The sequence below is a fragment of the Kitasatospora sp. NPDC056273 genome (assembly GCF_042268845.1).
Classification (GTDB): Bacteria; Actinomycetota; Actinomycetes; order Streptomycetales; family Streptomycetaceae; genus Kitasatospora.
In genome coordinates this window covers 51,764-77,225 of the sequence record NZ_JBHJSJ010000019.1, presented here as the reverse complement: position 1 = coordinate 77,225, position 25,462 = coordinate 51,764, and the positions used below count along the sequence as shown (strand labels likewise).

The following is a 25,462-nucleotide window of genomic DNA, read 5'->3' as shown; positions in this document are numbered from 1 at the left end:
CGGACGCCGGACCCGCCGCCTCAGCCCCAGCCGGGCACCGGCGGCAACGGCCACCCCGGCGGCCCGGGCAGCGGCCCGTCCGCCCGCAGGCCCTCCGCCCGCAGGCGCTCCACCGACCCGCGCCCCGACAGCCAGGCGAGCAGGGCGTGGCCGGGGCCGCTGACGGTGGGGCCGGACGGGGCCAGGGCCCAGTCGCGGCCGAGGTCGGTGGCCGTCAGCCGGGCGACGGGGAATCCGCGCGCGGCCAGGGCGGCCGCCGTCCCGTCGAGCGCCCAGGCGACGTACCCGGTGGGCCAGTCGGCGGTCGAGCGGCCGAGGTCCAGGTCGACGTGGTGGGTTTCGAGCTCCCGCCACGCCCGGTGCAGGGTGAACCACGCCGGGTGCCGCCAGCCGGCGAGGGCGGTGACCGGCGTGGACCACCGTTCGGCGGGCATCGCGTCGGCCGCCGCGAACATCCCGTCCAGGCTGTTCCGCAGGTCGGCGGCCGGCTCCGCCGCACCGCGCCCGGCGCCCTCGCGCGGGGCGTGGTCCGACGCGGCGGCCCCGGCGCGCGGACCCGGCTCGGTGCCGGTGCGGGCCACGGTCAGCAGCCACCGGTACGCGTCGGCGCTGCGGGCGAGGTGGGTGAGGACGTGGGCGCGGCTCCAGCCGGGCAGCGTCGAGGGCTCGCGGGCCTGCCGGTCGGTCAGCGTGCCGACGGTGGCGAGCACCCGCCCGGCGGAGGCCCGCACCTCGGCGAGCAGCACGCCGACCCCGGCCCCGTCCAGGCCTGCGGGCGGCGGCGGCCCGGGAGACGTCACGGGCGGCGCGCCCACGCCGAGATCATCGGGGCGGTGGCCAGGTCGAGCCGGCCGGTCGCGACGTTGGCCAGGTGGCGGTCGATCTCCTCGTCCGTCGCGAGGCCTTCCCGTACCAGCAGTCCGCGGATCTGCCGGACGGTCGCGTCCTCCAGGACCGCGCAGGCCGGCGAGGTGATCGGGAAGTACGCGTCGGCCTGGACGTCGACCAGGCCCGCCTCGCGCAGCGCCCTGGGCAGCGTCCGCCCGTACGCGAGGTCGGCGCCGCGGCCCGCCATCAGGGTGCGGAAGCCGGTCCGCAGCCGGTTGGCGAGGCGCTCGTCGGGGCCGGACTCGTCGGGGCAGAGCAGCGGTTGCAGGGCCGGGTCGGCGTCCTCCAGGAGCAGCCGGCCGCCGGGGCGCAGCGCCCGCACCATCCTGCGCAGGGCCTCGGCGCGGTCGGCGACGTGCACCAGGACCAGCCGGGCGTGCACCAGGTCGAAGCCGCCGGGCGGCGGCGGGTCGGCGGCCACGTCGTGGCGCAGCACCTCGATCACGCCGCCGGCGGCGGGGGCGGTCCAGGAGACGTCGATGTCGGTGGCGACCACCGCGCCGGTCGGGCCGACCCGCTCGGCGAGCCCGAGCGGCACCGAGGGGCCGCCCGCGCCGACCTCCCAGCAGCGCATGCCGGGGCCGATCCCGAGGGCGTCGACGTGCCGGAAGGTCACCGGGTCGAAGAGTTCGGCGAGGGCGCCGAAGCGGATGCCCGCCTCCGACTGGCGGTTGTCCAGGAGGTAGCCGTGGTCGCTCTCGTGCTCAGCCATGCCGGGATTCTCGCAGACGCGGGTTCGAAGACAGGCCCTCGGGGCGCGGCGCTCGGGTCGGGCCGTTCAGGGCTGCGGGGCCGGGTCGGTGAGCGCCGGGATGTCGTAGGTCACCTTGCCGATGTCGGAGATCAGGTAGCCGCCGTCGGGCCCGCGTCGGAGCGTCAGTCGCGGGGTGTACGACTGCCTGGGCGTTCGGAACCAGCCCTCCTCGGCGGCGTAGGTGCAGTAGACGGCGACCTCCAGCGCGACCACCTCGCCGGTGAGGTCGCGCGGATCGAAGCGGCCCGCCGCGGGCCCCGCGACCACCCATCTGACCAGCGACCAGCCCCGGCGTGCGGTCAGGTCGGCGGGCCAGGCCGACCCGTTCTCCTCGCAGGCGGTCAACCCGCCGCCGGCGGCGGCCAGTTCGGAGGTCAGGTACCGGCGCGACCGGCTCAGGACGGCCGCCGGCCCGGTGTCGCCGCGGGAGGTGTCGAAGGTGCCCGAGGTGACGGCCCAGGCGATCGCGACGGACTCCGCGTCGTGCCCGTCCACCGTCAGCGGCGGCGTCTGCGCGGTCGGCCGGTCCTTCGGCGGGGCGATCGGATCCCCCGGCTGGTATCCCGGTTTGGAGGGGAAGCTGTAGCCGGCCGGAGCGACGGCGACCGTGGTGCCCGGGATCTCCTGCTGGTCCTGGTCGTAGCAGGGGTTGCACCGGATGCGCTCGCCGGAGCCGGTGCCGTAGCTCGTCTCCCAGCCCCTGCCGTGGGTCGACAGCTCGGTGCCGGACTCCCTGCGCACCCCGGAGACGTGGAACGGGCGGTCGCCGTCCTTCAGCGTCCAGGTGCGGCGCTTGCCGTCGACGGTGCCCTCGACCGTGAGCACGTAGTCGTAGCTGTGCCGGGTCGCGAGCACGGTGAGGCTGACGATCTCGGGCTTCCGGTCCTCCAGGTAGAGGTACTTGTCGGTGAAGTAGGGGGCGAACGACACCGGTCCGGCGGCCCCGATCAGCGCGACCGGGTTCGGGGAGTCCAGGTCGACGCCCATGTCGATCTTCTTGCCCTCCCCCTGTCCGGCGCAGTCCACGACCGTGCCGGGCAGCGGGTCGCGGGGCTCGCCCACGATGGTCGCCCGCACCTGTTCGATCGCCACGGTGTGGCCGTTGCCGACCATCGAGACCGACAGCGGCGACGCGCCCACGTCCGTACCGCCCTGCGCGTGCGCCCACGTCCGGGCGGCTTCGCAGCCGGTGACGGCCGGCGGGTCGGTCGGTTTGACGACCCGGGGGACGACCGTGGTCGAGTCGGCGTCGGCGTGCTCGGGGTCGTAGTGGGCACCGAGTTCCGGCCCCTTGCCGCCCTCCGTCGCGGTCAGCGCCCAGTACGTCGTGCCGGCCCCCAGCAGGGCCAGCACACACAGCACGGCGATCAGCAGCCGCAGGCGCGGTCTGCGGCCGCCCATCAGCGTGAGGACGCCGCCCATGAACACGTTGCCGTGGATGGTGCTCTGGCTGATCCTGTTGTGCGTCTCGTGCTGGTCGCCCACTCCACCCACCCCGTCCGAGGGATCCGCGTCCACCACAGTGGCGGTTCCCGGCGGGTGGAGGGAAGACCCGCGCCGCAAGCCCCGGGCGCCGTGGCGTCGTGGCGTCGTGGCGTCGTCGGCGCGGACGGTCTTGTTGACGAAATGTCAGCAAGTTCGTCCGATCGCCTTGACGGCATGCGGTCACGGCTGGACCCTGTGGACCCGGAAACGCCGCGCGCTCCCCGGTCCCCACCGCTCGGGAACGCGCGAGAGGACGTCTTCTCGCCCCTCACCGAGGAAGAGGTTTTCCCATGCGCTTCAGCCGCCTCCCCGCCACCGCCGCCGTCTGCGCGACCGCCGCGCTCGCGCTGGCCGCCGTACCCGCCTCCGCGTCGCCCGAGTCCCTCGCCGCCGGCCCGGTCCTCACCGCCGGGAGCGCGGGCGGCACCGCCGTCGCCGTCGGCGACGCGCTCGCCGCACCGCTCGCCCCGGGCACCAAGGCCACCTTCTACTCGACCGCGACCAGCACCACCGGTGTCACCTGCGCCACCTCGCAGCTCTCGGCCTCGGTGCTGGGCAACCCGGCGGCGCCGGGCAGCGCGACCGCGTCGCTGACCGGGCTGACCTTCGGCTCGTGCACCGCCAACGTCACCGGGGTCACCTCGGTGCGCAGCCTGACGGTCGGCAACCTGCCGTACGGCGTCACCGTCTCCGACGCGCCCGGCCTGCCGGTCACCCTGACCGGCGGGTCCGCCGGGACGATCCAGGCCACCGCCGTGCTGGACACCTGGTTCGGCACCATCACCTGCTCCTACCAGCTGAGCGGCGCGTTCACCGGCAGCGCCGACAACACCGCGCACAGCCTGGCCTTCCGCACCGAGCACTTCGCCAAGAGCGGCGGCTCGACGCTCTGCCCGGCCGACGGCTACTTCTCCGCGACGTACGGGCCGGTCGCGGACACCAGCCAGTCGGGAAGCCCGGCGGTCTTCGTCAACTGACCGCACCCGCGAGGGAGTCGGGGCGGGTGCGGCAGCGCCGCCGGGCCCACCCCGGCTCCGGTCAGACCCGGAGCAGGCCGAACTCCCGGGCGGCGGCCCGGAGTACGGCGACCAGTGCCAGCAGCATCAGCGCGCCGTGGGCCGGCATCGACAGGTACGGCGCCACGCCGGGTGCGATGAACTTGAGGTAGCTGCCGAAGGACGCGAGCTGGACCAGCACCGGCAGGTACCAGAGCTGTCGGGGCAGGTGGAAGGCGACGATCACGCTGAGGACGTCCGCGACGTAGAAGTAGCGCTCGTGCATGGACGGCAGCAGGAACGGCACCGCGATCGCGAAGACGGTGGCCAGCAGCAGGATCCCCGTCCCGGTGAGCCCCGCCCGTCCGCCCCCGGCCGTGGACCTGCCGGCAAGGGACTCTCCGGCCGCGCCTCCGGCGCTTCGCAGGGCCCGGACCGCCAGGGCGATCAGCGCCAGCACCAACGCGCCCGCGACCAGCACGCCCGCCCGGCGCACCGGGTCGTCCTCGCCGGACGGCACCGAGACGAACTGGTAGACCGACGGCGCGTTGAGCGTGAGGTCCCGGTAGGTCCCGGTCTGCCGGGCGTACACCGTCAGCAGCTGCCAGGGGTCGGCGCCGAGCAGCACGGCGGGGACGTCGAGCGCCAGGTAGGCGGCCGGGACGGCCAGCAGGCACCGCCACGGCATCCGCCGGGCCAGGACCACGACGAGCAGCAGGGGGAAGAGGAAGACCGCCTGGAGCTTGAAGGCCAGGGCGATCCCGAAGAAGGCGCAGGTCCACCAGGGCCGGCCACGCAGGAGGTGGTGGACGCCGCCGAGCAGGAAGGCGGTGAAGATCGCGTCGGCCTGGGCCCACCACCCGCTGTTGGTCACGACCGTGGGCAGGAACAGCACGGTCACCGCCGCCGCGAAGGGCCGCCAGGGCCGGTGCGGCCACCGCAGCGCGACGATGCGGTGGGTGTAGTAGGCCAGCGCCAGGTCGAAGAGGACCGACAGGCACTTGACCGCCGCCAGCGCGGGCACCGGCAGTCGGCCGAGCGCGGCCATCAGGTACAGGTAGGGGACGTTGTAGTCCGAGAAGCCGGTGTCGCCGAGGGCCTGGAATCCGCCGTGCGCCGCGATGTACCGGTACCAGGGGCCGAGGAAGTAGTACCAGTCCGACGACTCGTACTGCAGCAGCAGGCCCCGGAGCAGGAGCGCGGACGCCACCGCCGCCACCGCGACCGGCACCGGCACCGGCACCGGCACCACCGGATCGGCCCGGCGCGGAGGCGGGGTCCCTCGGTCCGGCGCGGCTTCCTGGGGGCCGGGGCGCAGGTCGGGTTCGGGTCGGACTGGACAGTGGTTCATACCACCAGGACGCGGCACCCACCGGAAACGGACGACAACGAACCGGTACGGATTTCCGCGGGCCGCCGACCGGGCCGCCGACCGACCCACCGACCGACCCGCGGACCGACCCACCCGGGCCCGCCCCGGGCCTGAGCTCGTACGGCTCCGGCCCGGGGAGCGAGCGGGCGACCGGCAGCGGTCAGTCCCCGGCCTCCCGGTGCCGCCACCGCACCGGGTCCTCGGCCACCGCGGCGCCCGCCGCGGTCCGGGCCGGCGTCCGGTAGCCCGCCGTGGCGAGCACCAGCATCTCGTTCTCCCCCGGCCGGAACTCGTAGGCCACCCGCTCCACCCGGCTGGGGACGCCGAGGTCCGCCAGTTCCTCGCGCAGCGGCTCCAGCCCGGGGTAGCGCTCCCGCGTGTCGTACACCATCAGCGGGAACACCCGCACCTCGCGCCGCGCCACCCGGGCGAGCTCCAGCAGGGCCGCCCGGTGGAAGTCCCCGTCCAGCCGGTTGCCGTACGAGAACAGCAGGTGCGAGCTGAGCACCAGGTCGAAGGAGTCGTCGGCGAAGGGGAGTTCGGGCAGCGAGCCGGCCACGTAGCGGTCCGGGCGGGCGGCGATGTCGGCGCGGAAGTCCCGGGCGTTGGCGGTCCACTGGCGGATCATGTCGTCCGCGTCGGTGTACCAGGACCACACGTGGTCGGCCGTCTCCTTCACCAGCCGCTCGCGCTTGAACCCGGTCTCCCGCTCCACCAGCAGGCCCAGCTCCTCGCGGTGCTCGGCGTACTGACGGTCGACGGCGACGGCGTCGATGCCGCGCCGCCCGGCCTCCGCCACGAAGCTCGCGGCGCCGGCCGGGCAGTCCAGGACACGCTGCGCCAGGTCGCGCTCGGTGAGCGCGAACATCGCCCGGTACTCCGCGAAGGAGCGTGCGCTGACCAGCACGGCTCAGCCCCTTCCGACGAACGGCATGGTGGTCGGCAGCACGACCAGGGACTGGATGGTGGTGTCCGGCGGCTGCGAGGCCATCAGCACCAGGGCCTCGGTGAAGCGGTCCACCGGGATGGTCGCCTCGACGGCCATGGTCCGGTCGGCCTGCATCGCGGCCGGCTGCGGGCCGCCGTCCACCGGGGTGACGTTGCCGACGTCGATCTGCCCGCAGGAGATGCCGTACGCCCGGCCGTCCAGGGCGAGCACCTTGGTGAGGCCGAGCACGGCGTGCTTGGCGGCGGTGTACGCGATGGAGTTGGGGCGCGGCACGTAGGCCGAGGGCGCGCCGTTGTTGATGATCCGCCCGCCCTGCGGGGTCTGGGTGCTCATCACCCGGAAGGCCTCGCGGGCGCAGAGGAAGCCGCCGGTGACGATGGTGTCCAGCACCCGGTTCCAGTCCTCGAACGGGGTCTCGGTGATCGGCCGGCGCGGGGCGGCGGCGCCCGCGTTGTTGAACAGCAGGTCCACCCGGCCGTAGCGGTCGAGGACGGTGTCGAAGAGCCGGGCGACCTCCTCCGGGCTGCGGATGTCCGTCGGGACGGGCAGCACCCGGGCGGCTCCGGGCCCGGCCAGGGCGGCGGTCTCCTCCAGCGCGTCCTTGCGCCGCCCGGCGACGGCCACGGTCCAGCCGGCCGCCAGCAGGGCCAGTGCCGAGGCCCGGCCGAGGCCGCTGCCCCCGCCGGTGACGATCGCCACCCGCCCGTGCGGTGCGGGCGCGCCTCCGGTGCCGGCTCCGGCGGTCACGGCTCCCGTGCTCTCGGCTCCAGCGGTCACGGCGTCCACTCCTCCCCCTCGTTCACCCAGACCCGCAGCATCCGCCGGGCGTACGGGCCCGGCTCGTCGATGAACGGCGAACGCCCGTGCAGCACACGGCTGTTGCGGATGATCAGCAGGTCACCGGCGGCCATCGGCAGCCCGAAGGCGATCTCCGGCCGGTAGAGCACCTCGTCCAGCACGCCGAGCGCCTCCCACTGACGGTCCGTCAATTCCGGTCCGCCACGGTCGGGAGAGGAGCGGACGGTGCGGGTCTGGTAGTAGCACCCGATCGTTCCGTCCTTGCGGTCGTACAGGATCGGGGTGACCACCACCTGCGGACCGGCCCGGCCGCTGCGCTCGAAGGTCCACTCCTCGCGGAGCGTGGCCAGCGCGTCCGGCCGCTCCCGCTCGATCAGGTCGTGCACGTGCCGGGCGCTCGCCAGCTTGGTCAGCCCGCCGCCGTCGAAGGCGGGCCGCAGGCAGAGCAGGACCAGCAGGTCGCAGGTGTCGCAGTGGAAGCCCAGCTCGGTGTTTCCGTCGCCGTCCTGGTCGTGCAGCACCGAGGTGAGGTCGCCGCGCCCGTTCTGCGGGACGATCCGGCCGAAGTCCCCCAGGAGGAAGGAGAGCACCTCGGTGATCTCCTGCTCCGGGCGGGTCGCGTCCACCAGGCCGCTCACATGGGTGATGCCCACCGAGTCGGCGGCGTTCCGGACGAACTCCCGCAGCCTGGTCCGCACCTGCTCACCCGCGCCCCACTGCCCGGCCCGCGCGTCGGCCCAGAGCAGCCGCCGCTCCCGTTCCTCCAGCGGGAGCGACCAGAGCTCCCGCCGGGCGTCCAACTCCAGGCTGCTCCAGCCGATTTCGGTCACCGCGTCCATGTCCTCTCCTCCCTACCGGCCGCCGGCCGCGACGGCCTTCGCCCACAGTTCCAGGCCCTCGTCGATCTGTTCGGCCGTGACCACCAGCGCGGGGATCATCCGGACCGTGTTGAGGTGGATCCCGCACAGCAACAGCAGCAGGCCGTGCTCGGCCGCGGCCTGCTGGGCCCGCCGGGCCGCCTCCGGGTCCGGGGTGCCGTCCGGGCGGCAGAACTCGCTGGCGGCCATCAGTCCGAGCCCGCGGACGTCGGCGATCCCGGGCGCCTCGGCGGCGACCGCCCGCAGCCCGGCCAGCAGCCGGGCGCCCTGCTCGGCCGCGTTCTCGACCAGCCGCTCCTCGCGCAGCACGTCCAGGGTCGCCAGCGCGGCGGCGCAGGCCACCGGGTTGCCCCCGTAGGTGCCGCCCTGCGAGCCGGGCCAGGCGCGGCCCATCAGCTCGGCGGGCGCGGCGATCGCGGACAGCGGGAAGCCGCTGGCCAGGCCCTTGGCGGTGATCAGGACGTCGGGGCGCACCCCTTCTTCGTACTGGTGGGCCCAGAACCGGCCGGTACGGCCGAAGCCGGTCTGCACCTCGTCCACCACCAGCAGGATCCCGTGCCGGTCGGCCCGCTCGCGCAGCCCGGCCAGGAAGCCGGGCGGGGCCGGGACGTAGCCGCCCTCGCCGAGCACCGGCTCGACGAACATCGCGGCCGTCTCGGCGGGTGCGGAGACGGTGGCGAGCACCTCGTCCAGTCCGCGCAGGGCGTGCGCCACCGCCTCGTCCTCGGACAGCCCGAGCCGGAACGCGGCCGGGAAGGGCGCCACCGCGACCCCGGGCATCAGCGGGCCGATGCCGGCCCGGAACCGGGTGCCGGCCGTGGTGAGCGAGGCCGCGCCCATGGTGCGGCCGTGGAACGCGCCCTCGAAGACGATCACGTTCTGCCGCCCGGTGGCGTGCCGGGCGAGCCGCAGCGCGGCCTCCACCGCCTCGGTGCCGGCGGTGGCGTAGAACAGCGAGTCCAGGCCGGACGGCAGGACCTCGCCGAGCCGCTCGGTGAGCGTGAGCAGCTGATCGTGCAGCACGGTGGTGTACTGCCCGTGGATGAGCCGTCCGGCCTGTTCCCGGACGGCCTCGACCACCTTCGGGTGACAGTGGCCGGTGCTGGTCACCCCCACGCCGGAGGTGAAGTCGAGGTGGCGGCGGCCGTCGGCGTCGTAGAGGTGGAGTCCTTCGCCGCGTACGGCGACGACCGGGGTGGCCTGCTTGAGCGCCGGGGAGAGCTGGGACACGGGGCCTGCCTTCACGGGTTGGTCCTGCCTTCACGGATGTCGTCTCGGGGGTCGTGACCGGCGCCGTCGCGGACGTCGTCACGGATGTCGTCACGGGTGAGCGGAGTCGGGCCGGCGGGCGGCAGGTAGCCGGCCTCGGCGGCCCAGGTGAGTGCGGCCGACCACCACCGCGGGGTCGGCGCGGCGAACCGCACGCCCAGGCGGTCGAGCACCGCGGTGGTGTACGAGCTGTCCACCAGGACGCGGCGCTCCTCCTGCGCCGCCCAGGCGGCGGCCACCCGGGCGGCCGTCGGGTGGCGGCGCTCGGCCCGGGCGAGGGCGGCCGCGAAGGCCGCCTCGTCGGTGAGCCGTACGGCGTGGCCGTGCCCGGCCAGCCACCGCACCAGCTCGTCGTGCGGGACGGCGTGCGGCGTCTCCACGTGGTACGCGCCGGGCGCGGCGTACGGGTCGAGGGCGATCGCGGCGATCCCGGCGGCCACCGTGTCCACGTACGAGAACGCGAAGGCGGTGCCCGGCCGGCTCGGCGCGGCGCCGGCCAGCAGGTAGCCGCGGAGCAGCTGGTAGATCCGGTTGTCGCCGGCGTTGGCCTGGAACGCGCCGGTCCGGCTGTGCGCCGCGATGTGGCCGCTGCGGTGCAGGTAGGCGGCGTGCCCGCGGGCGGCCCAGGCCCGGACGGCCTGTTCGGCCCGGTACTTGGTCCGCTCGTACGGGGTGCGGAAGTGCTGGCCGATCTCCAGGTCCGCCTCGCTGAAGCGGCGCGGCGGGCCGTCGACGCCGCCCGAGACGGCCAGCGTGGAGACGTGGTGGACCCGGGCGTCCGGGGCGTGCTCCCCGACCCAGTCGAGCAGTCGGCGCACCGCCGTGTGGTTGGTGCGCTCCAGCTCGTCGGGCGAGGCCACCAGTCGGACGTCCGCCGCCGCGTGCACCACCAGGTGGGCGCCCCGGGCGTGTTCCAGTGCGGCCGGGGAGAGGCCGAGGCCGTCCCGGTCGATGTCCCCGGCGAGCGCCCGGGCGGGCCGGACCGCGCCCGCCGCGCCGGTGCCGAGCCGCTTCAGCGCCTCGGCGTCGTCGGCGGCCCGCACCAGGCAGGTGACCTCGGCACCGCGTGCCAGGAAGGCCTCCAGCAGGTGCCGTCCGAGGTAGCCGGTGGCGCCGGTGAGCAGCACCCGGGCGGGTTCGCGCACCGTCGCCCGGGCCGTCGGGGCGACACCGGGGTGCAGCAGTTGGCCGGAGGTGGACAGCGGTGCCCGGACGGGCGGTGCGGCCTCCGGCGCCTCGGTGTCGGCCCGCGCGTCGGTCCGGCCGACGACCTCGGCCTGGGGGTCGATCTGGACATCGGCCTGCGCCTCGGCCGCCACGGCGCGGGCGAACCGCCCGGTGATCCGCTCGGCGGCGGGGTGCGGCAGGCCGGGCCGGCCGTACACCAGGTCGGCGACCAGCCGCTGCTCCACCACCCGTGCGGTGAGCCGCAGTTCGTACAGCGGGTCGCCGCCCGTACAGCGGGCCGTGCCGGCCTGTTCGGCGGCGACGGTCCAGTCCAGCGCGGGCTCCTCGGGCAGCCGGAAGGTGCCGAGGAAGTTGAAGCCGACGGCGGGCCGTCCGCCGGGCCCGTCCATCGGCCGGACGGGGGCCTCGCGCAGCCGCCGGGCCACGGTGTCCGGGGTGGCCCCGGAGTCCAGCTCGACGTGCTTGACGGCGGTGAACCAGCCGACGGTGTCCAGGAATTCGCCCGGGTCGCCGACCGCGTCCCGGCCGTGGGTCTCGACCTCCACCGCGAGCCGGGGGCGGCCGCCGTCACCGGTGACGGCCTCGGCGAAGGCGGCCAGCAGTACGGCCTCCAACCCGGCCCCGGCACCGTGCCGGGCGATCAGCCGGGCGGTGGCGTCCGGGTCGAGCGCCCAGCTGAGCGCGGCGGGCTCCTCGGCCTCTCCGACCTCCCCGGCCTCCTCGACCTTCCCGACGGTGGCGTCCCCGACGACGGCTTCCACGGCGACGGGTTCCGCCGCGTCGGAGGACGAGACCGCCGCCCAGGCGTAGAAGTCCGCCGTCGGCGGCAGGTCGACCGGCTTCCGGTCGAGCACCGCCCGGTACGCGTGCGCCAGGTCGTCCAGCAGGATCCGCCAGGACAGCCCGTCGACCACCAGGTGGTGCGCGATCAGCGCGAGCCGGTCGTCGGTGCCGGGCGGGCCGGTGAACAGGTGGGCGCGCAGCAGCCGGCCGGCCGACGGGTCGAGGCTGCGGTGGAGTTCGGTGCAGACCCCGGCGACGGTGTCGGCGAGCTCCCCGGCCGCGCGCGGGATCCGGGAGAAGGAGACCGGGTCGAGCTCGGCCACCGCCCGGACCTCGCCGCAGCCGTCCAGGGTGACCGGCCGGCGCAGCGCCGGGTGCCGTTCCAGGACGGCCGCGACGGCCGCCGAGAGCGCCTCCGGGTCGACGGCGGTGCGACAGCGCAGCAGCACCGACTGGTTCCAGTGCCGCAGGTCCCGCACCGTCCGCTGCCGGTACAACCACCGCTGGGCCGGGGCGAGTCGGCGACCGCTCGTGGAGCCGCGCGGGGCCGGGACGGACGGCGCGACCGGGACGGCGACCGCCGCCAGGCCCTCCGCCGTCGGGTACCGGTAGAAGTCCTCGTAGGCGACCCGCAGGCCGGAGCGCCGCAGGAGGGCGATGGTGCGCATGGCGAGGATGGAGTCCCCGCCGAGGCCGAGCACGTCGGCGCGCGGCCCGACGGCGGGCAGGCCCAGGGCTCCCGCCCAGAACCGGGCGATCTCCCCGGCCGGTCCGCTCCCCGCACCGCCGTTCACCCCGGTGTCGTCCGGTTCGGTTCCGTCCGACCCGGTGTCGCCCGACTCGGCCCGGGCCTCGACCAGTTCGGCCGCCAGCTCGGCCAGCCGCTGCCGGTCGAGCTTGCCGTTCGGTCCGACCGGGAACCGCGGCAGCACCAGGATCGGCTGCGGCACGGAGTAGCCGGGCAGCCGGTCCCGCAGGTGCGCCCGCAGCCCGTCCAGGCTCCCAGCCCCGTCCAGGCCCCCCGTCCCGTCCGCGCCGTCCAACAGCCGGACGACACCGATGAGTTGGTTGCCGAGCGCGGTCTCCCGCAGCAGCGCCGCCGAGCGCGCGACGCCCGGGTGGCCGTCCATCGCCCGCTCGACCTCGGCGAGGTCCACCCGGTAGCCGCGGACCTTGACCTGGCGGTCCACCCGGCCCAGGAAGACCAGGCTGCCGTCCGCCCGCCGTCGGCACAGGTCGCCCGTGCGGTAGACGAGTCGGCCGTCGCGCCGGACGAAGCCGCGGGCGGTCTCGTCCGGCCGGCCGAAGTACCCGGCGGCCACGCCCCGGCCGCCGATGAGCAGTTCGCCCACCGAGCCGTCCGGCACCGCCCGGCCATCGCCGTCCACCACGGTCAGCAGCACCTCGCCGATCGCGGTGCCGATCGGTACGGTCGGCTCCTCGGCGGGCAGTTGGCGGGCGGAGGTGACGAGCAGGCAGGTGGCGCCGACGGTGGTCTCGGTCGGTCCGTAGTGGTTGGCCAGCCGCGCGGTGGTGCCGCCGTCGAGCAGGGCGGCGGCGAGCGGGCGGGGCAGCGCCTCGCCGCCGAGCAGCACGGTGTGCAGCGGCGGGGAGTCGGCCGGGCGGCCCTCCAGCAGGGCGGTCAGGTGCGAGGGGGTGGTCTTCAGCACGTCCACCCGGGCCCGCCGCAGCGAGGCCCAGAAGGCTTCCGGGTCGCGCACCTCGCGGTCCGGCACGAGGTGCACCGAGCCGCCGGTGGCCAGGGCGAGCAGCCAGGCGGTGTGGCCGAGGTCGGCGGCCAGGGTGGTGACGTGGGCGGCGCGGGGCGCGTCGGCCTCGGTGAGGTCGAGCCGCCCGGCCAGAGCCCGGGCGTAGTGCACGGCGTTGGCGTGGGTGACGGCCACCGCCTTGGGCTCGCCGCTCGACCCGGAGGTGAAGGAGAGGTACGCGAGGTCCTCGCCCCGTACCTCGGTGGTCACCGGGGGCAGCTCCGGCAGCGCCTCGACGTCCACCACCTCCCCGCCGAGGCCGCCCTCGGTGGCGAGCACCCGGGCCACCCGGACGGAGGCCAGCCGCCGGGCCAGGTCGGCCGCCGACCAGTCCGGATCGGCGAGCACGGCCGCCGCGCCCGCGCGCAGCACGCCGTACAGCAGCACCAGCATCCGGGCGTCCCGGGGCCCGAGCAGGGCGACCCGGTCGCCCCGGCGGGTGCCGGCGGCGGCCAGCCGGGCGGCGATCCGGTCGGCCGCGGTGTCGACCGTGCGGTAGTCGAAGGTGCGGACGCCGTCGCCCAGGGCGGGCCGGTCGGGGTGCGCCCGGGCGTGGTGGGCGAGCAGGTCGGGCAGCGAGCGGGCCCGGTGGGCGGGGTCGGCCGGGTGGCCGCAGGCCGCGGACCGGAGGTGCTGTGTCGCGGAGGTCACGCCGACTCGTCCCCCCTCCGGCCCGCCCGGGCGGGCCCGGCGGCCACCCCCGGGTCGCCCACCAGGTAGCCGTCCAGCAGCTCCCGCTCGGGCAACCGTCCGGCCAACTCCCAGGCCAGCATGCGGTGCAGGCCGTCGAGGTGGATCAGCCCCGACCGGAGCACGAGGTCCCCGTAGTCGGAGTGGTCGACCGGGGCGGTGCTGAGGAAGACGGGCGTGAGCGGGGCCCACCTCAGCAGCCGCAGCTTCGCCGCGCAGACCGGGTTGGCGGCGGTCCAGGCCGCTCCGCCCGCGCGGATCCGCTCGGCCGCCTCGCCCACCGTCAGCCCGGAGCGCGGCACCAGTTCGAGCTCCCCGCCCTCGCTCAGGTGCCAGGGCAGCACGATGCCCAGGACGTCCGTCCGGGAGAGCCGGATCCGCCACCAGCCGCCGGGGATGCGGTCGGCACGGTCGAGGTTCTCCTCGCCGTACATGTTGCTGTTCGCCTCGTGGGCCCGATCCACCGGGTGGTCCCGCAGGTAGGCGTCGTGGACCTCGGGGTAGGCGACGGCTGTGACGATCTCCACGGCAGTGCTCCTCAGACGGTTCCGGTGTACTCGGTGCGGGCGTGTTCGCTGCCGGTGTACTCGGTGAAGTGCCGCTCCGCGAACAGCTCGGGCCACTGGCCGTCGGCCAGGTCCAGTTCGCGGGCCCGGGCGAGCATCTGCCGCCAGTACGGCTTCACCGGGCGCCAGCGCGCTCCCACCTGGCAGTAGGAGGCGTCGACGAAGTACCGGGGGCGGCCCGGCCCTTCGGGTGCCGGCCGGCGGGTGTGGAACAGCGCCGAGTTGAGCAGCACGGTGGAGCCGGGCGGCAGCCGGTCGATGACCACCTCGCCGGGCAGTTCGCCGGTGCCGTGGTGGGCGTAGGCGGACTTGCCGACGGTGCGCAGGTGCGAGCCGGGCAGCACGGCCAGACTGCCGACCTTCTCGTCCAGTCCGCCGAGGTAGTGCAGCGCGTGGACCATCAGCAGCGACGGGTCGGAGCGGTCGTTGGGCTCGCAGTCGTGGTGCCAGGCCTTGCCCGGGATCCCCGGGTCCTGGCGGTCGCTGTGCAGGTGGTGGAAGACGAAGTCCGGCCCGAGCAGGCGGGTCAGGGTGCGCAACAGGGGCGGGTGGGTGAGGAGTTCGCCGTGGGCGGGCAGTTCCAGTTCCAGCAGCGGGGGCGGTCCGTGCCGTAAGGGGTCGGCGCACGCGGCGATCGACCGGGCCCGCAGGCCTTCGTCGACCCACCGGTCCACCTCGGGCGCGAGCCGTTCGCGCAGCGCTTCCGGCAGCAGGCCGGGCAGGACCAGGTACCCGGACTCCAGGAACTGGCGGCGGTGCTCGGTGTCGAGGGCCTCACGCCCTCCGGAGGACGGCGTCACCGAACCGATCCCCTCCTTCCGTTCGGCGGGGAACACACAGGGAATCGGCGCCACGGGACGTGGCGCGGGCAGTGGGGGCACACGGCGTCATCCAGACCTCGGGTGGCGGCGGAGCGTCCGTCACAGGCGCCTCGGCCGCCACAGCTGAATCGTGATCACCACGAAGAGGCATGCGTTGATCACGCAAGGTAGTCCGCCTCAGGAGTATGAACCTGTCTTCGCGTCCACGACAAGACCAATGCCAACCCGTGGACACCTTCCCGCCACCGTGCCGTTCAGCTCCGGCCACCAGTCGTCTCCCGTCCCACGGGGAACTCCGGTCCGTTCGCGCCCCGGTGATTCGCCGCCGCAACAGCGGATGCGGCACAGTGAGGTCATGAGCGACAGGAGTCACCCCGCCCCCGGACCGGTCCGGCGCCGCCCGGTCCAGCAGCGCAGCCTGGAGCGGTACGGCCGCATCCTGGACGCCTGCGCCGGGCTGCTGGACGAGGTCGGGGCGACCGCGCTCACCACCAAGGAGGTCGCCCAGCGCGCCCAGGTGCCGATCGGCACCCTGTACCAGTTCTTCGCCGGCAAGGAGGACCTGCTGGCGGCGCTCGCCACCCGCAACCTCGACCACTACCTCCAGCGCCTGGACGCCCGGCTGGCCGCCGCCGCGCCGGTCGGCCCCGCCGTCTTCACCGATCTCGCGGTGGAGGAGTTCGTGGCGATGAAGCGCGCGGTGCCGGGCTTCGGCCAACTGGACTTCGGCCTGGCCGGACCGGCCGTCCCCACCGGTGTCCGGGACGACCGGTACCTGCTGGACGCGGGCGTGGACAACAACACCGCCGTCGCCCTGCGGCTCCAGGCGCTCGGCGGCGAACTGTTCCGGGCGGGCGACCCGACGGCCGTCATGCTGACCCTGCGGGTGGCCCTGGAGGCCGCCGACGCGGTGCTCAAGCTGGCCTTCCGGGAGTCCCCGGACGGCGATCCGGCGCTGATCGCCGAGTGCAAGCGGCTGGTCCGCGGCTACCTCGCGCAACAGCCGTCCGCCCGCTGAGGCCCGGCCCCGCGGGCCCCGCCCGCCCGAGGCGTTGCGCGCCCGCCGCCCCCGCAGCACAGTGGATAGCGGGAACCGTCCGCGGAGGCGGCCCGGCACACGACCCGAGGGAGCAGACCATGCACGCGGCGGTAGGTGACCGGCTCCACATCCACAGCAGGTCGGTGGGCATGGTGGACCAGAAGGGCGAGATCGTCGAGGTGCGCGGCACCGACGGCGAACCGCCGTACGTGGTCCGCTTCGAGGACGGCCACGAGGGCCTGATCTACCCCGGCCCCGACTGCAACATCGAACAGCGCCAGGCGGAACGCTGACCCACTCCCCCGCCACCCCGCCCCGCGCGAGGTGGTGAGGAGCGGTGCCCGCCCCCACGACCCCGCTGCCCGGGGCACTCGCCGGACTCGCGCCACTGCTGGACCACTACGGGTACCTCGCGGTGGCGGTGCTCGTCCTGCTGGACAACTGCGGCGTCCCGGTGCCCGGGCAGACCGTCCTGGTGCTGGCCTCGGTGTACGCCGGCACCGGGCACCTCGACCTCGCCGCCGTCCTGCTGATCGCCACCGGCGCCGCCGCGCTCGGCAACGGCCTCGGCTACCTGATCGGCCGCACCGGCGGACGCGCCTTCGTCCACCGCTGGGGCCGCTACGTGCTGCTCACCCCGGCCCGGATGGAGCGCGCCGACGGCTTCTTCGCCCGGCACGGCGGCAAGGTGGTCGCGGTCGCCCGCTTCGTGGACGGGCTGCGCCAGTACAACGGGATCATCGCCGGGACCACGGAGATGCCCCGACGCCGGTTCCTGGCGTTCAACCTGCTCGGCGCGGTGCTGTGGACGGCGGTCTGGGGCACCTTCGGCTACCTCGCCGGTGCCAACATCGGCGCCGTGTACCACACGGCGCTGCGCTACCAGGTCTGGTTCGCGGTCGGGTTGGGCGTGCTGGTCGCCGCCCTCCTGCTGCGGCAGGTGCTGCGCTACCGGCGCCGGCGCCGCGCGGGCACCGACGCCGACTCCGACCCCGACGCCGGCTCCGGCCCCGACTCCGGCCCCGACGCGGGCTCCGGGTAGCCGGAGGTCAACGCAGCGGGAACACCTCGAACGGCACCGCGAAGCGCGTCCCCAGCCGGCTGCCCGCGCCCCGGCCGAAGCCCTCCAGGAACTCCCGCGGCTCCGCCATCGCCCCGCCCAGCCCGGCCAGGTACGCCTTGTGCTCCTCCAGCGAGGCGACGCCCTGGTCGAAGGTCCCGGTGGTGTCCACCGCGTGCTTCGCCTCCGGCGAGGCCACCGCCCAGATCTGCCGCACGCCGTTCCACGGCTCGTGGCCCTCGTACAGCAGCTCGCGGAACACCCAGCGGTTCCCGGCGTCCCGGACCCCGTCCAGGGTGGCCCGGCCGACCGCGACGTGGTCGGCCTGGTTGAGGAACACCCCGCCGTAGGTGTCCCGGAAGTTGCTGGTGATCACGATGTCCGGCCGGTGCCGGCGCACCACCCGGGCGATGTCCCGGCGCAGCGGCAGCCCGTACTCCACCACGCCGTCCGGGTGGCCGAGGAACTCCACGGTGTCGACGCCGACCACGCGCGCCGAGGCGATCTGCTCCGCCTCGCGCAGCGGACCGCACTCGGCCGGGTCCAGCGTGTCGATGCCCGCCTCGCCGCTGGTCACCATCGCATAGACGACCTTCTTGCCCTGCGAGGTCCAGCGGGCGACGGCCGCGGCCCCGCCGTACTCCATGTCGTCGGGGTGGGCGACGATCGCCAGCGCCGTCCGCCAGTCCTCGTCGACGGGCTCGAAGGGCTCGGGGGCCTGCTCGGTCATGCTGCTCGTTCCTCTCGGTGCGGCTCGGGGTCGTCCGGCGGTACGGACGTACGGAGGTATCACAGGCGTACGTCCGTACCACGCGTGACTCTAGAAGACCCGCGTCCCCCACGCCCCGTCAGACACCTCCGCGGCCAGGCGGCTTGCCCCTGACGCAAGGGTCAGGGGTTAGCGTCCGGGCGTCCCGCGGCGGCACCGACCGCCGCCGCCTCCCCCGCCCGCTCAGAGGAGTGCCGCCATGGCCCTGCCCACCACCGCCCGCGTCGTCCGGCTGACCGCCGCACCGGCCGGACTGCCCGCCCCCGGGGACTTCACCGTGGCCGAGGAGCCGCTGGCGGCGCCCGGCCCCGGGGAGGTCCTCGTCCGCAACCGGGCCTTCCTGGTCTTCCCCGGGCTGCGCACGCTGATCGGCGGCGCGGGCTCCGGCCTGCCGATGCCGCACATCGCCCCCGGGGACGCGCTGTTCGGGCCCGCCCTCGGCGAGGTGCTGGCCGCACCGGAGGACGGGCCGCTGCGCCCCGGCGACCTGGTCACCCACCTGAACGGCTGGCGGAGCCACGCGCTCGCCGAGGCCGCGCATCTCACCCCCGTCCCGTCGGAATTCCCGGACCCGCTCGCCCTGGTCTCCGCCGCCTCGGCCGGCTACGGCGGGCTGACCCGCTCCGCCGGGGTGCGCCCGGGCGACGTGGTGCTGGTGACCGGCGCGGCCGGCGCGGTCGGCACGGTGGCCGGGCAGGTCGCCCGGCTGCTCGGCGCCGCCCGGGTGATCGGCACCACCCGCTCGCCAGCCAAGGCGGAGCGGCTGACCGCCGAACTCGGCTACGACGCGGCGCTGGTGCCCGGCGGGCGGCCCTTCGCCGAGCAACTGGCCGCGGCGGCACCGGAGGGCGTCGACGTCGTGCTGGACCTGGTCGGCGGCGAGCAGCTGACCGCCGCCGTGGACGCGGCCCGGCACGGCGCCCGGTTCGCCCTGGTCGGCGCGTTGGACGGCCAGCTCGCACCGGAACGCCGGGGCGGCGACGCACCCGCCGTGATCGACGCCTTCCGGGTCGCCACCCTCGGCCTGAGCCTGCGCGGCTTCACCGTGCTCGACCACCCGGACCTGGAGGCCGAGTGGCGGGAGCGCCTGGCCGGCTGGCTGCGCGCCGGGGAGATCGTCCTGCCCCGGACGCCGGTGGCGGGCATCGACCGGGCCGTCGGAGCGTTGACCGGACTGTTCACCGGGGACACCTTCGGGACGACCGTCGTGGAACTCTGACGACCAGGGAGCGGGCATGCGGATCGGGGACGCGGCAGCGGCGGCGGGCACCACACCCAGGGCGCTGCGCTTCTACGAACAGCGCGGCCTCCTCCGACCGCCCGCCCGCTCCGCCTCCGGCCAGCGCGAGTACGGCCACGCCGAGGTCGCCCGGGTCCGGGTGATCCGCCAACTCCTCGCCACCGGGCTGACGGTGGACGACCTGGCCAGCCGGGCCCACCGCCTCGACCTGCTCGACCAGGACCCGCCGGTGCGCTGCTCCGGCTCCCCCGGTCCCGACACCTTCGCCCCCGTCGTCCACGCCCGGCTGGCCGCGCTGGACGCCGAGATCGCCCGCCTCACCGCGCTGCGCGCCAGGCTCGCCCACCACATCGCCACCGGCGGCGCGGACGTCCCGGCCGGGGACTGACGGACGCCCGGGTCACCGGCCTCCGCAACAGACTCGCCCGGCACCTCGCGACGGGGGTGCGCGAGGTGCCGGGCGAGGGTCCGGGGGTGGGGTCAGGTCGCGTCGGCGGCGAGCCGGGGTTCGGCGGGGGCGGCGGGGGCGTCCTGGTCGGGCCAGCGGATCCGGGTGGCGCAGAGCGAGACGACGGCCGCCGAGGCGGCGACGGCGGCCATGCCCCAGAGCAGGCTGGTGGCGCCGGCGATGAAGCCGATCACGGCGGGGCCGGCCAGCAGGCCGGTGGTGCCCATGGCGGCGACCAGGGAGAGCGCGTCGGGGCCCTGCCGGGCGGCGGCGACGTAGACGCACGGGGTCACCGCCGCCACGCCGAGGCCGACGCAGGCGAACCCGAGCAGGGTCGGGACGACACCGCCGACCGCCAGGGCGAGGGCCAGTCCGAGGCCGGCCAGCAGGCTGCCGGTGCGCACGATCCGGCCGTCGCCGAAGCGGGTGCGCCAGCCGTCCGCGAAGATCCGGGCGCAGACCATCATCACCGAGACCACCGCGATGCCCATCGGGGCGAGTCCGGCGCCGGCCTGCACGTAGTCCTTGAGGTAGAGCGCCGACCAGTCGTTCATGGCGCCCTCGGTGACGGTGCCGAACACCATCGCCAGGCCCATCCAGAGGGTCACGACGGTCGGCAGCACGAAGCCGCGGCGCTCCTTCCGCTCCTCCGGCTCGGCGGCCGCGGCCGGGCCGTCCGTCAGCAGACCCGGCCGGGCGGCCACGACCAGCGCCGCGAGCAGTGCGGCGGCCACGCCGAAGTGCGCCGCCAGGGTGCCGGTGACGGAGGTGACGCCCGAGGCCAGCAGGGCGGCGAGCAGCGAGCCGGCGCTGAAGGTGGCGTGCAGCCGGGACATCGTGGTCCGCTCGAAGCGGGCCTCCAGCGCGGCGCCCTGGGCGTTCATCGCGACGTTCAGGGCGCCGACCGCGACGCCGTCGAAGAACAGCACCAGCAGCGTCACCGGATAGTTCGGCACCACCGACAGCGCGAGCAGGACGACGCCGAGGGCGAGCGCGGACAGCACCGAGAGCAGGCGGGAGCCGAGCCGCCGCATCAGCACCGCGACCAGGGGGAAGGACACCGCCGCGCCGACCCCGCAGGTCATCAGCAGCAGGCCGATCTGGGCCTCGCCCAGGTCGAGCCTGGCCTTGAGCGCGGGCACCCGGGAGACCCAGGTCGCGTACTGGAATCCGAGGACGAAGAACAGTGCGCCGATGGCCACTTGGGACCGGCGGAAGTCGTCGCGAACGGGGGACATCGGTATCAGCCCACTTCGGCTCTGGAGTGCGGCCCGGGGGTCGGGTCGGTGGGGTGCGGCAGCGGCCGGGACGGGACGGGGTCCAGCGGCATCGCCATGTAGACCGCCCGGGTGCCGTAGCTTTCGGGCAGGTCGATCTCGGGCCGGGCGCGGTAGCCCAGCGTGGTCCACAGCACGTGCGAGCCGCGGACGGCGACCAGCGAGACGCTCCGGTAGCCGGCCGTCCGGGCGGTCTCCTCCAGGTGCCGCAGCATCCGCAGGGACAGGCCCCGGCCGCGCAGCTCCTCGGCGACGACCAGGTCGTGCGCGTGCATGTTGGTCGGCCGCTCGCCCGCGCCCGCGCCGTGTCCGTCCTCGCTGCGGGCGAGGTCCGGGCAGCGGAACAGCGGGTACGGCAGGGCGAGCAGGTACCCGCCCACGCCGCCCTGGCCGTCCTGGCCGCCCGGGTGCTCCAGCACGAAGCAGGTGTCCGGCGAGGCGCGGTGCCGGGACCGGAGCGCCTCGCGCCCCTCGGACAGGCCGCTGGCGGCGTAGGCGCGCTCCTCCAGCGCGACCACGGCGTCCCAGTCCTCCTCCCGGAGCAGCCGGATGCGCAGGTCGGTCGGAGCGTCGACGAGGGCGTCGGTCATGCGGTGCCTCCGTGGTGGTCCCGGCCGTCGCCGCCACCGATGCAGGTGTACGGCAGCGGCGCGAAGCCGTTGAACCCGCGGGTGGCGTACGCCGTGGCGTACGCGCCGCAGGAGTGGATCCAGACCGGGTCGCCGGAGCGGACCGCGCGCGGGACGCGCACCCGGCCGCCGTCCTGGGCGTACGCGTCGTCGCTGTCGCAGGTCGGGCCGGCCACCACGGCGTTGACGAACTGGCCGCCCGGGTGGGCGGGGAACTCCAGCCGGTACTGGAGCTGGTCCATCTCGTACAGGCCGTTGAACTTGCCGCAGCTGAGGTAGAGCCAGTCCTCCCGGGTGCCGTCGAGGCGGTGGCGGGAGGTGAGCCGGGAGACGTGGGCGCGGATCGCGCCGTGGTCGGCGACCAGGTGGCGCCCGGGCTCCAGCAGGAACTCCAGCGGCCCGGCGTTGACGGCGCGCAGCCGTTCCATGCCCTCGCGGATCACCACGAACATCTTGTCCAGCGGCGGGTCGAGCGGGCGCCCGCCCCGGTCGAGGACGCCGAGGGCGGGCAGGCCGCCGCCGAGGTTGATCCGGGTCGGGGTGATCCCGCGCCAGTTGAGCGCCTCCAGCACGGCGGCCAGCGCGTCCACGGCGGCGGTCCAGGCCTCGGCGGTCATCTGCTGGGAGCCGACGTGCACCGACAGGCCGGACGGCACCAGCCCGGCGGTCCGGGCGGCGTCGAGCACCCGCACGGCGTCCTCGGGCGAGCAGCCGAACTTGTGGCTCAGGCCCCACAGGGCGCCCTCGCCGGTGGTCGCGATCCGGCAGAACACCCGTGCGCCGGGGGCGTGTTCGGCGATCGCCGCGACGTCCTCCAGGCTGTCGGTGGCGAAGTCCCGCACGCCCAGCCGGTAGGCCTCGGCGATGTTGCGGTCCGACTTGATGGTGTTGCCGTAGTGGATCAGCTCGGGCGGCACGCCGGTGCGCAGCGCCTGGGCGATCTCCTGCGGGCTCGCCGCGTCGAAGCCGGAGCCGAGCGCGGCGAGGTGCTCCATCACCTCGTCCACCGGGCAGGCCTTCATGGCGAACCGGACGGCCACGCCGGGCAGTTCGGCGCGGAGCGCGGCGTACTGGCGGCCGATGCCGTCGAGGTCGTAGATGATCCGGTCGTCGGTGCCGTCGGCGAGTGCGGCGCGCAGCGCGCCGCGGTCGTGCTCGTCGGCGCGGGGTGGTTCGGTGTGCAGCACGGAGACGGACGGGGCGCGGTGGGCGGGCGGGTGGCCGGCGGCACGGGCGGTGGCGTGGCCGGCGGCCGTACTGGTCTTGCTGGTGGTCTGGCGTATCACGGTGAGCTCCCCGTCCGGCTAGCGCGGCGACCGGTCGGCGGGGGTGGCCTTGGCCGCCCGCACCAGCGGGCCCCACGCGTCGATCAGCGCTGCGAAGTCCTCGATGTCCGCCTGCGCCTCGTCGAGCAGGCGCGCCCGCAGGGGCGCCAGCCGGTCCGCGAAGTCGGCGTACTTCCCGCCGAGCCGCCGGTAGCAGCGGTCGAGTTCGGCGAGCCTGCGGTGGTTCTCCGCGCGGTCCGTCGCGGCGCTGCGACGGGCGGAGTCGGCGATCGCCTCGGGGCGGACGCGGTGCTGCTCGTCCAGCAGGGCGCCGCCGGCGGTCTCCATGTCGGCGTAGACCGGGTAGAGGTAGAGCATGGAGAGCAGGAACTTGGCGTAGCGCAGCTGGTAGGCGGTGAAGCCGGGGCCGGTGCGGCGCTCCGGGGTGTAGTAGTTGACGATGTGGCGGTTGTGGGTGACGCCCGGCAGGGTCGCGTCACGCACCAGGTGGTGCAGGAAGTAGTCGCTGCCGATGGTGTCGGTGGCGGGCGGCAGCGGCACCCGTTCGTACACCTCGTGGTGGAGGCCGATGTTGCACATGTCGATGTGCCAGATGTCGGGCAGGTCGAGCACCGCGCGGTCGGCGGTGAACGGCTCGCTGCCGCCGCCGGTGAAGGAGTCGGCGACGAGTTCGCGCTTCTCCTCCTCGCTCGCCCCGGTGGGCGCCCAGAGCGCGACCACGTCGTGGTAGACCTCGGGGTCGAGTTCGCGTATCTCGCCGATGTCGACGGAGAGTTCGCCGACGAAGGAGGCGCCGACCAGCGCGACCTGCTTGTCCGCGTGCGCCGGGTCGAGGCGGTTCTCGGTGACGGCGGCGGCCGCGTCGGCGGCCTTCAGGCCGAGCGTGGCCAGCTCGTGCTCGATCGGGAACACCGGTTCGCCGTCGAGCAGTTGGTAGCTGCTGTCGGAGTCGCGGCGGTGCACCGACGCGCAGCCGAGCGCGGCGGCCAGCAGGAACGCCCGGTTGGTGCAGGCGCCGTAGGAGAGGGCGTCGGGCAGCATCAGGCGCAGCAGCCGGTCCGGGTCGGCCGCGCCGGAGCGCTCGACCGCCTCGCGCAGGAAGGCGCGTTGGGCGTCCTCGTCCAGGTGGTGGACGACCACGCCCTCGACGGCCGGCAGGGCGGCGAGGGCCTCGGCGTGCCGGGCGCGGGTCGCGGGGTCGGCGGAGTCCAGCACCAGCAGGTGCACCCGGACGCCGAACCGCCGTACGGCGTGGGCGGCTTCGGCGCCGATCGCGGTGATGGTGTCCGCGCACGCGCGGTTGGTGGGCAGGGTCAGGCAGACGTCGCGCATTCCCGCTCCCCCGTGTCCCCGCGTTCGTCGAACGGCTTGCCGCTCCAGGAGCGCAGGCCGAGCAGCTTCTCCCCCAGCTCGGTGAGTTCGGCGGTCCCGTAGCGCTGCGCCTCGGGCCGGTCGGCGTCGCCGACCAGCGTGCGGTTCCAGTCCGGCGTGCCGAGCGTGCGCCAGGACTCCACCCGGGAGCGGCGCAGCTTCTCGGACTCCTCCAGCGCGGGCATCATCGACAGGTACTGCACCGCGCGCACCCCGCCCGCGGAGGTGTTGGGCGCCACGCCGTGGGCGAGCAGGCCGTTCCAGATCAGCAGGTCACCGGCCTTCAACTCGGGCCGGACGACCGGGTACTCGGCGCGGTCGACGTCCGGGCGGATCGGGTCGCGGTCGGCCGGCTGGGCGGCCTGCCACTGGTTGAAGCGGCGGAACAGCTCCGGGTCGCACTGGAAGCCGCCGTGGTCGGGGGCGGTGTCGTTGAGCGCGATGATGCCCTGGACGCGCTGCGGCAGCACGCCCCGGGTGGTGTCGACGTCCCAGTGCAGCTCGATGTCGAAGCCGCGGTCGGTGGGCTCGATCAGCGCGCGGTCGCGGTTGCGGACGTTCGGCGGGTTGAGGTTGAGCCGGTCGAGGGTGACCCAGAGCTCCTCGCAGTCCCACACGTCGACGAAGGCGTCGTAGACGCGCTGCGCCTGGCGGCTGTCCCAGATGAGCTGGTGGTGGTAGGCCTCGACGAAGCCGTAGATGTGCAGGTGCCGGTCGAGTTCGTCGCGGTAGTCGCGCTCGCGGTACCAGTCCTCGGGGCGGTCCGGCGACAGGCCCTGGAACTCCCAGGCGAAGTCGAGCAGTCGGCGTGCGGCCTCGGCCGGGATCGCCTGCTTCACCACCACGTAGCCGTAGTCCTGCCAGAAGGCGTGGTCCTCCTCGGAGAGCACGCGCAGCGGGTGCGTCTTGCGGACCTCGCGCAGTGCGGTCGGGGCGAGGTAGCTCTCGGTGTCGGCGCTGAAGTAGGGGCGCTCCGACGCGGCCCGGTACAGGTATTCCCCCGCGGGTCCGTCGGAGTGTGGGGCAGGGCTCGGCATGGGCAGTCACTCCATGGTTCGTAGTCGACGCAGCGCTTCCTCGTACGCCAGGTGCGGGCACGGCGAGTCGGCGGCCGGTCACCGGCCGCAACGGGAATTCG

Annotated in this window: 23 protein-coding genes; 6 read left to right on the top strand and 17 right to left on the bottom strand. The window is 75.1% G+C overall.

What is annotated here, in order from left to right; translation table 11 throughout:
- Window positions 1–20: 20 nt before the first annotated feature.
- The 3 genes from ACFCY1_RS19115 to ACFCY1_RS19105 all read right to left on the bottom strand — a co-directional run bounded on the left by ACFCY1_RS19115 (window position 21) and on the right by ACFCY1_RS19105 (window position 3,127).
- Complete coding sequence (locus ACFCY1_RS19115) at window positions 21–815, bottom strand: maleylpyruvate isomerase family mycothiol-dependent enzyme (RefSeq protein ID WP_375875311.1); 795 nt, start codon at window positions 813–815, stop codon at window positions 21–23.
- Window positions 797–1,600: a methyltransferase domain-containing protein gene (locus ACFCY1_RS19110; protein WP_049660250.1), complete on the bottom strand. Its 804-nt coding sequence runs from the start codon at window positions 1,598–1,600 to the stop codon at window positions 797–799. The genes ACFCY1_RS19115 and ACFCY1_RS19110 overlap by 19 nt, the downstream gene beginning before the upstream one ends.
- Before the next feature lie 66 nt (window positions 1,601–1,666).
- Window positions 1,667–3,127, bottom strand: coding sequence for a hypothetical protein (locus ACFCY1_RS19105; protein ID WP_375875310.1), 1,461 nt, complete (start codon window positions 3,125–3,127; stop codon window positions 1,667–1,669).
- Between the two features lie 290 nt (window positions 3,128–3,417).
- On the opposite strand from ACFCY1_RS19105, the gene ACFCY1_RS19100 reads away from it, so the two are divergent.
- Window positions 3,418–4,104, top strand: coding sequence for a Tat pathway signal sequence domain protein (locus ACFCY1_RS19100; RefSeq protein ID WP_375875309.1), 687 nt, complete (start codon window positions 3,418–3,420; stop codon window positions 4,102–4,104).
- 61 nt (window positions 4,105–4,165) lie between these two features.
- Here ACFCY1_RS19100 and ACFCY1_RS19095 read toward each other — a convergent pair whose 3' ends face one another.
- From ACFCY1_RS19095 to ACFCY1_RS19060, 8 genes are all read right to left on the bottom strand, one after another.
- The gene (locus ACFCY1_RS19095) at window positions 4,166–5,365 is read right to left on the bottom strand and encodes a glycosyltransferase 87 family protein (RefSeq protein WP_375875308.1); all 1,200 of its coding nucleotides are present in this window, start codon (window positions 5,363–5,365) and stop codon (window positions 4,166–4,168) included.
- A 289-nt stretch (window positions 5,366–5,654) separates the two neighbouring features.
- Complete coding sequence (locus ACFCY1_RS19090; RefSeq protein ID WP_074004583.1) at window positions 5,655–6,401, bottom strand: class I SAM-dependent methyltransferase; 747 nt, start codon at window positions 6,399–6,401, stop codon at window positions 5,655–5,657.
- 3 nt (window positions 6,402–6,404) lie between these two features.
- On the bottom strand, window positions 6,405–7,220 hold the full coding sequence (locus ACFCY1_RS19085) for an SDR family oxidoreductase (protein WP_375875307.1): 816 nt from the start codon (window positions 7,218–7,220) through the stop codon (window positions 6,405–6,407).
- Window positions 7,217–8,080, bottom strand: coding sequence for a TauD/TfdA family dioxygenase (locus ACFCY1_RS19080; protein ID WP_049659062.1), 864 nt, complete (start codon window positions 8,078–8,080; stop codon window positions 7,217–7,219). Before ACFCY1_RS19080 ends, ACFCY1_RS19085 begins: the two co-directional genes overlap by 4 nt.
- 12 nt (window positions 8,081–8,092) lie before the next feature.
- Window positions 8,093–9,349: an aspartate aminotransferase family protein gene (locus tag ACFCY1_RS19075; RefSeq protein ID WP_074004675.1), complete on the bottom strand. Its 1,257-nt coding sequence runs from the start codon at window positions 9,347–9,349 to the stop codon at window positions 8,093–8,095.
- Window positions 9,350–9,360: 11 nt separating this feature from the next.
- Complete coding sequence (locus ACFCY1_RS19070; RefSeq protein ID WP_375875306.1) at window positions 9,361–13,779, bottom strand: AMP-binding protein; 4,419 nt, start codon at window positions 13,777–13,779, stop codon at window positions 9,361–9,363.
- Window positions 13,776–14,345 (bottom strand): DUF6309 family protein, encoded by a 570-nt coding sequence (locus ACFCY1_RS19065; RefSeq protein WP_117492184.1) that lies wholly within the window; start codon window positions 14,343–14,345, stop codon window positions 13,776–13,778. Before ACFCY1_RS19065 ends, ACFCY1_RS19070 begins: the two co-directional genes overlap by 4 nt.
- Before the next feature lie 11 nt (window positions 14,346–14,356).
- Window positions 14,357–15,184 (bottom strand): phytanoyl-CoA dioxygenase family protein, encoded by an 828-nt coding sequence (locus ACFCY1_RS19060; protein ID WP_375875305.1) that lies wholly within the window; start codon window positions 15,182–15,184, stop codon window positions 14,357–14,359.
- A 376-nt stretch (window positions 15,185–15,560) separates the two neighbouring features.
- On the opposite strand from ACFCY1_RS19060, the gene ACFCY1_RS19055 reads away from it, so the two are divergent.
- From ACFCY1_RS19055 to ACFCY1_RS19045, 3 genes are all read left to right on the top strand, one after another.
- Window positions 15,561–16,223 (top strand): TetR/AcrR family transcriptional regulator, encoded by a 663-nt coding sequence (locus ACFCY1_RS19055; RefSeq protein WP_074004580.1) that lies wholly within the window; start codon window positions 15,561–15,563, stop codon window positions 16,221–16,223.
- A gap of 119 nt (window positions 16,224–16,342) precedes the next feature.
- On the top strand, window positions 16,343–16,537 hold the full coding sequence (locus ACFCY1_RS19050) for a DUF1918 domain-containing protein (protein WP_049659048.1): 195 nt from the start codon (window positions 16,343–16,345) through the stop codon (window positions 16,535–16,537).
- Window positions 16,538–16,581: 44 nt separating this feature from the next.
- Window positions 16,582–17,286 carry a DedA family protein gene (locus ACFCY1_RS19045; protein WP_375875304.1) on the top strand — a complete coding sequence of 235 codons (705 nt, stop codon included), beginning with the start codon at window positions 16,582–16,584 and terminating at the stop codon, window positions 17,284–17,286.
- 7 nt (window positions 17,287–17,293) lie between these two features.
- On the opposite strand, the gene ACFCY1_RS19040 is transcribed toward ACFCY1_RS19045, so the two are convergent.
- Window positions 17,294–18,034: a PIG-L deacetylase family protein gene (locus ACFCY1_RS19040; protein WP_375875303.1), complete on the bottom strand. Its 741-nt coding sequence runs from the start codon at window positions 18,032–18,034 to the stop codon at window positions 17,294–17,296.
- A 238-nt stretch (window positions 18,035–18,272) separates the two neighbouring features.
- On the opposite strand from ACFCY1_RS19040, the gene ACFCY1_RS19035 reads away from it, so the two are divergent.
- Window positions 18,273–19,292, top strand: a complete 1,020-nt coding sequence (locus tag ACFCY1_RS19035; RefSeq protein ID WP_375875302.1) for an MDR family NADP-dependent oxidoreductase — start codon at window positions 18,273–18,275, stop codon at window positions 19,290–19,292.
- 16 nt (window positions 19,293–19,308) lie between these two features.
- Window positions 19,309–19,701 (top strand): MerR family transcriptional regulator, encoded by a 393-nt coding sequence (locus tag ACFCY1_RS19030; protein ID WP_117492190.1) that lies wholly within the window; start codon window positions 19,309–19,311, stop codon window positions 19,699–19,701.
- A gap of 92 nt (window positions 19,702–19,793) precedes the next feature.
- Here ACFCY1_RS19030 and ACFCY1_RS19025 read toward each other — a convergent pair whose 3' ends face one another.
- From ACFCY1_RS19025 to ACFCY1_RS19005, 5 genes are all read right to left on the bottom strand, one after another.
- On the bottom strand, window positions 19,794–20,999 hold the full coding sequence (locus ACFCY1_RS19025) for an MFS transporter (protein ID WP_375875301.1): 1,206 nt from the start codon (window positions 20,997–20,999) through the stop codon (window positions 19,794–19,796).
- Between the two features lie 5 nt (window positions 21,000–21,004).
- Window positions 21,005–21,628: a GNAT family N-acetyltransferase gene (locus ACFCY1_RS19020; RefSeq protein WP_375875300.1), complete on the bottom strand. Its 624-nt coding sequence runs from the start codon at window positions 21,626–21,628 to the stop codon at window positions 21,005–21,007.
- A complete protein-coding gene (locus ACFCY1_RS19015) occupies window positions 21,625–22,851 on the bottom strand; it encodes a type III PLP-dependent enzyme (RefSeq protein WP_375875365.1) in 1,227 nt (408 codons plus the stop codon). The genes ACFCY1_RS19020 and ACFCY1_RS19015 overlap by 4 nt, the downstream gene beginning before the upstream one ends.
- Window positions 22,852–22,971: 120 nt before the next feature.
- Window positions 22,972–24,285, bottom strand: a complete 1,314-nt coding sequence (locus ACFCY1_RS19010; RefSeq protein ID WP_375875299.1) for a DUF6271 family protein — start codon at window positions 24,283–24,285, stop codon at window positions 22,972–22,974.
- Window positions 24,267–25,361, bottom strand: a complete 1,095-nt coding sequence (locus tag ACFCY1_RS19005) for a phytanoyl-CoA dioxygenase family protein (RefSeq protein ID WP_375875298.1) — start codon at window positions 25,359–25,361, stop codon at window positions 24,267–24,269. The genes ACFCY1_RS19010 and ACFCY1_RS19005 overlap by 19 nt, the downstream gene beginning before the upstream one ends.
- Window positions 25,362–25,462 lie beyond the last annotated feature (101 nt).

Bases quoted from the DNA above. Each gene is read 5' to 3' on its own strand.
- ACFCY1_RS19110 (WP_049660250.1), bottom strand. From the start codon at position 1,600: ATGGCTGAGCACGAGAGCGACCACGGCTACCTCCTGGACAACCGCCAG.
- ACFCY1_RS19100 (WP_375875309.1), top strand. From the start codon at position 3,418: ATGCGCTTCAGCCGCCTCCCCGCCACCGCCGCCGTCTGCGCGACCGCC.
- ACFCY1_RS19080 (WP_049659062.1), bottom strand. From the start codon at position 8,080: ATGGACGCGGTGACCGAAATCGGCTGGAGCAGCCTGGAGTTGGACGCC.
- ACFCY1_RS19055 (WP_074004580.1), top strand. From the start codon at position 15,561: ATGAGCGACAGGAGTCACCCCGCCCCCGGACCGGTCCGGCGCCGCCCG.
- ACFCY1_RS19050 (WP_049659048.1), top strand. From the start codon at position 16,343: ATGCACGCGGCGGTAGGTGACCGGCTCCACATCCACAGCAGGTCGGTG.
- ACFCY1_RS19040 (WP_375875303.1), bottom strand. From the start codon at position 18,034: ATGACCGAGCAGGCCCCCGAGCCCTTCGAGCCCGTCGACGAGGACTGG.
- ACFCY1_RS19035 (WP_375875302.1), top strand. From the start codon at position 18,273: ATGGCCCTGCCCACCACCGCCCGCGTCGTCCGGCTGACCGCCGCACCG.
- ACFCY1_RS19030 (WP_117492190.1), top strand. From the start codon at position 19,309: ATGCGGATCGGGGACGCGGCAGCGGCGGCGGGCACCACACCCAGGGCG.
- ACFCY1_RS19025 (WP_375875301.1), bottom strand. From the start codon at position 20,999: ATGTCCCCCGTTCGCGACGACTTCCGCCGGTCCCAAGTGGCCATCGGC.
- ACFCY1_RS19020 (WP_375875300.1), bottom strand. From the start codon at position 21,628: ATGACCGACGCCCTCGTCGACGCTCCGACCGACCTGCGCATCCGGCTG.
- ACFCY1_RS19010 (WP_375875299.1), bottom strand. From the start codon at position 24,285: ATGCGCGACGTCTGCCTGACCCTGCCCACCAACCGCGCGTGCGCGGAC.
- ACFCY1_RS19005 (WP_375875298.1), bottom strand. From the start codon at position 25,361: ATGCCGAGCCCTGCCCCACACTCCGACGGACCCGCGGGGGAATACCTG.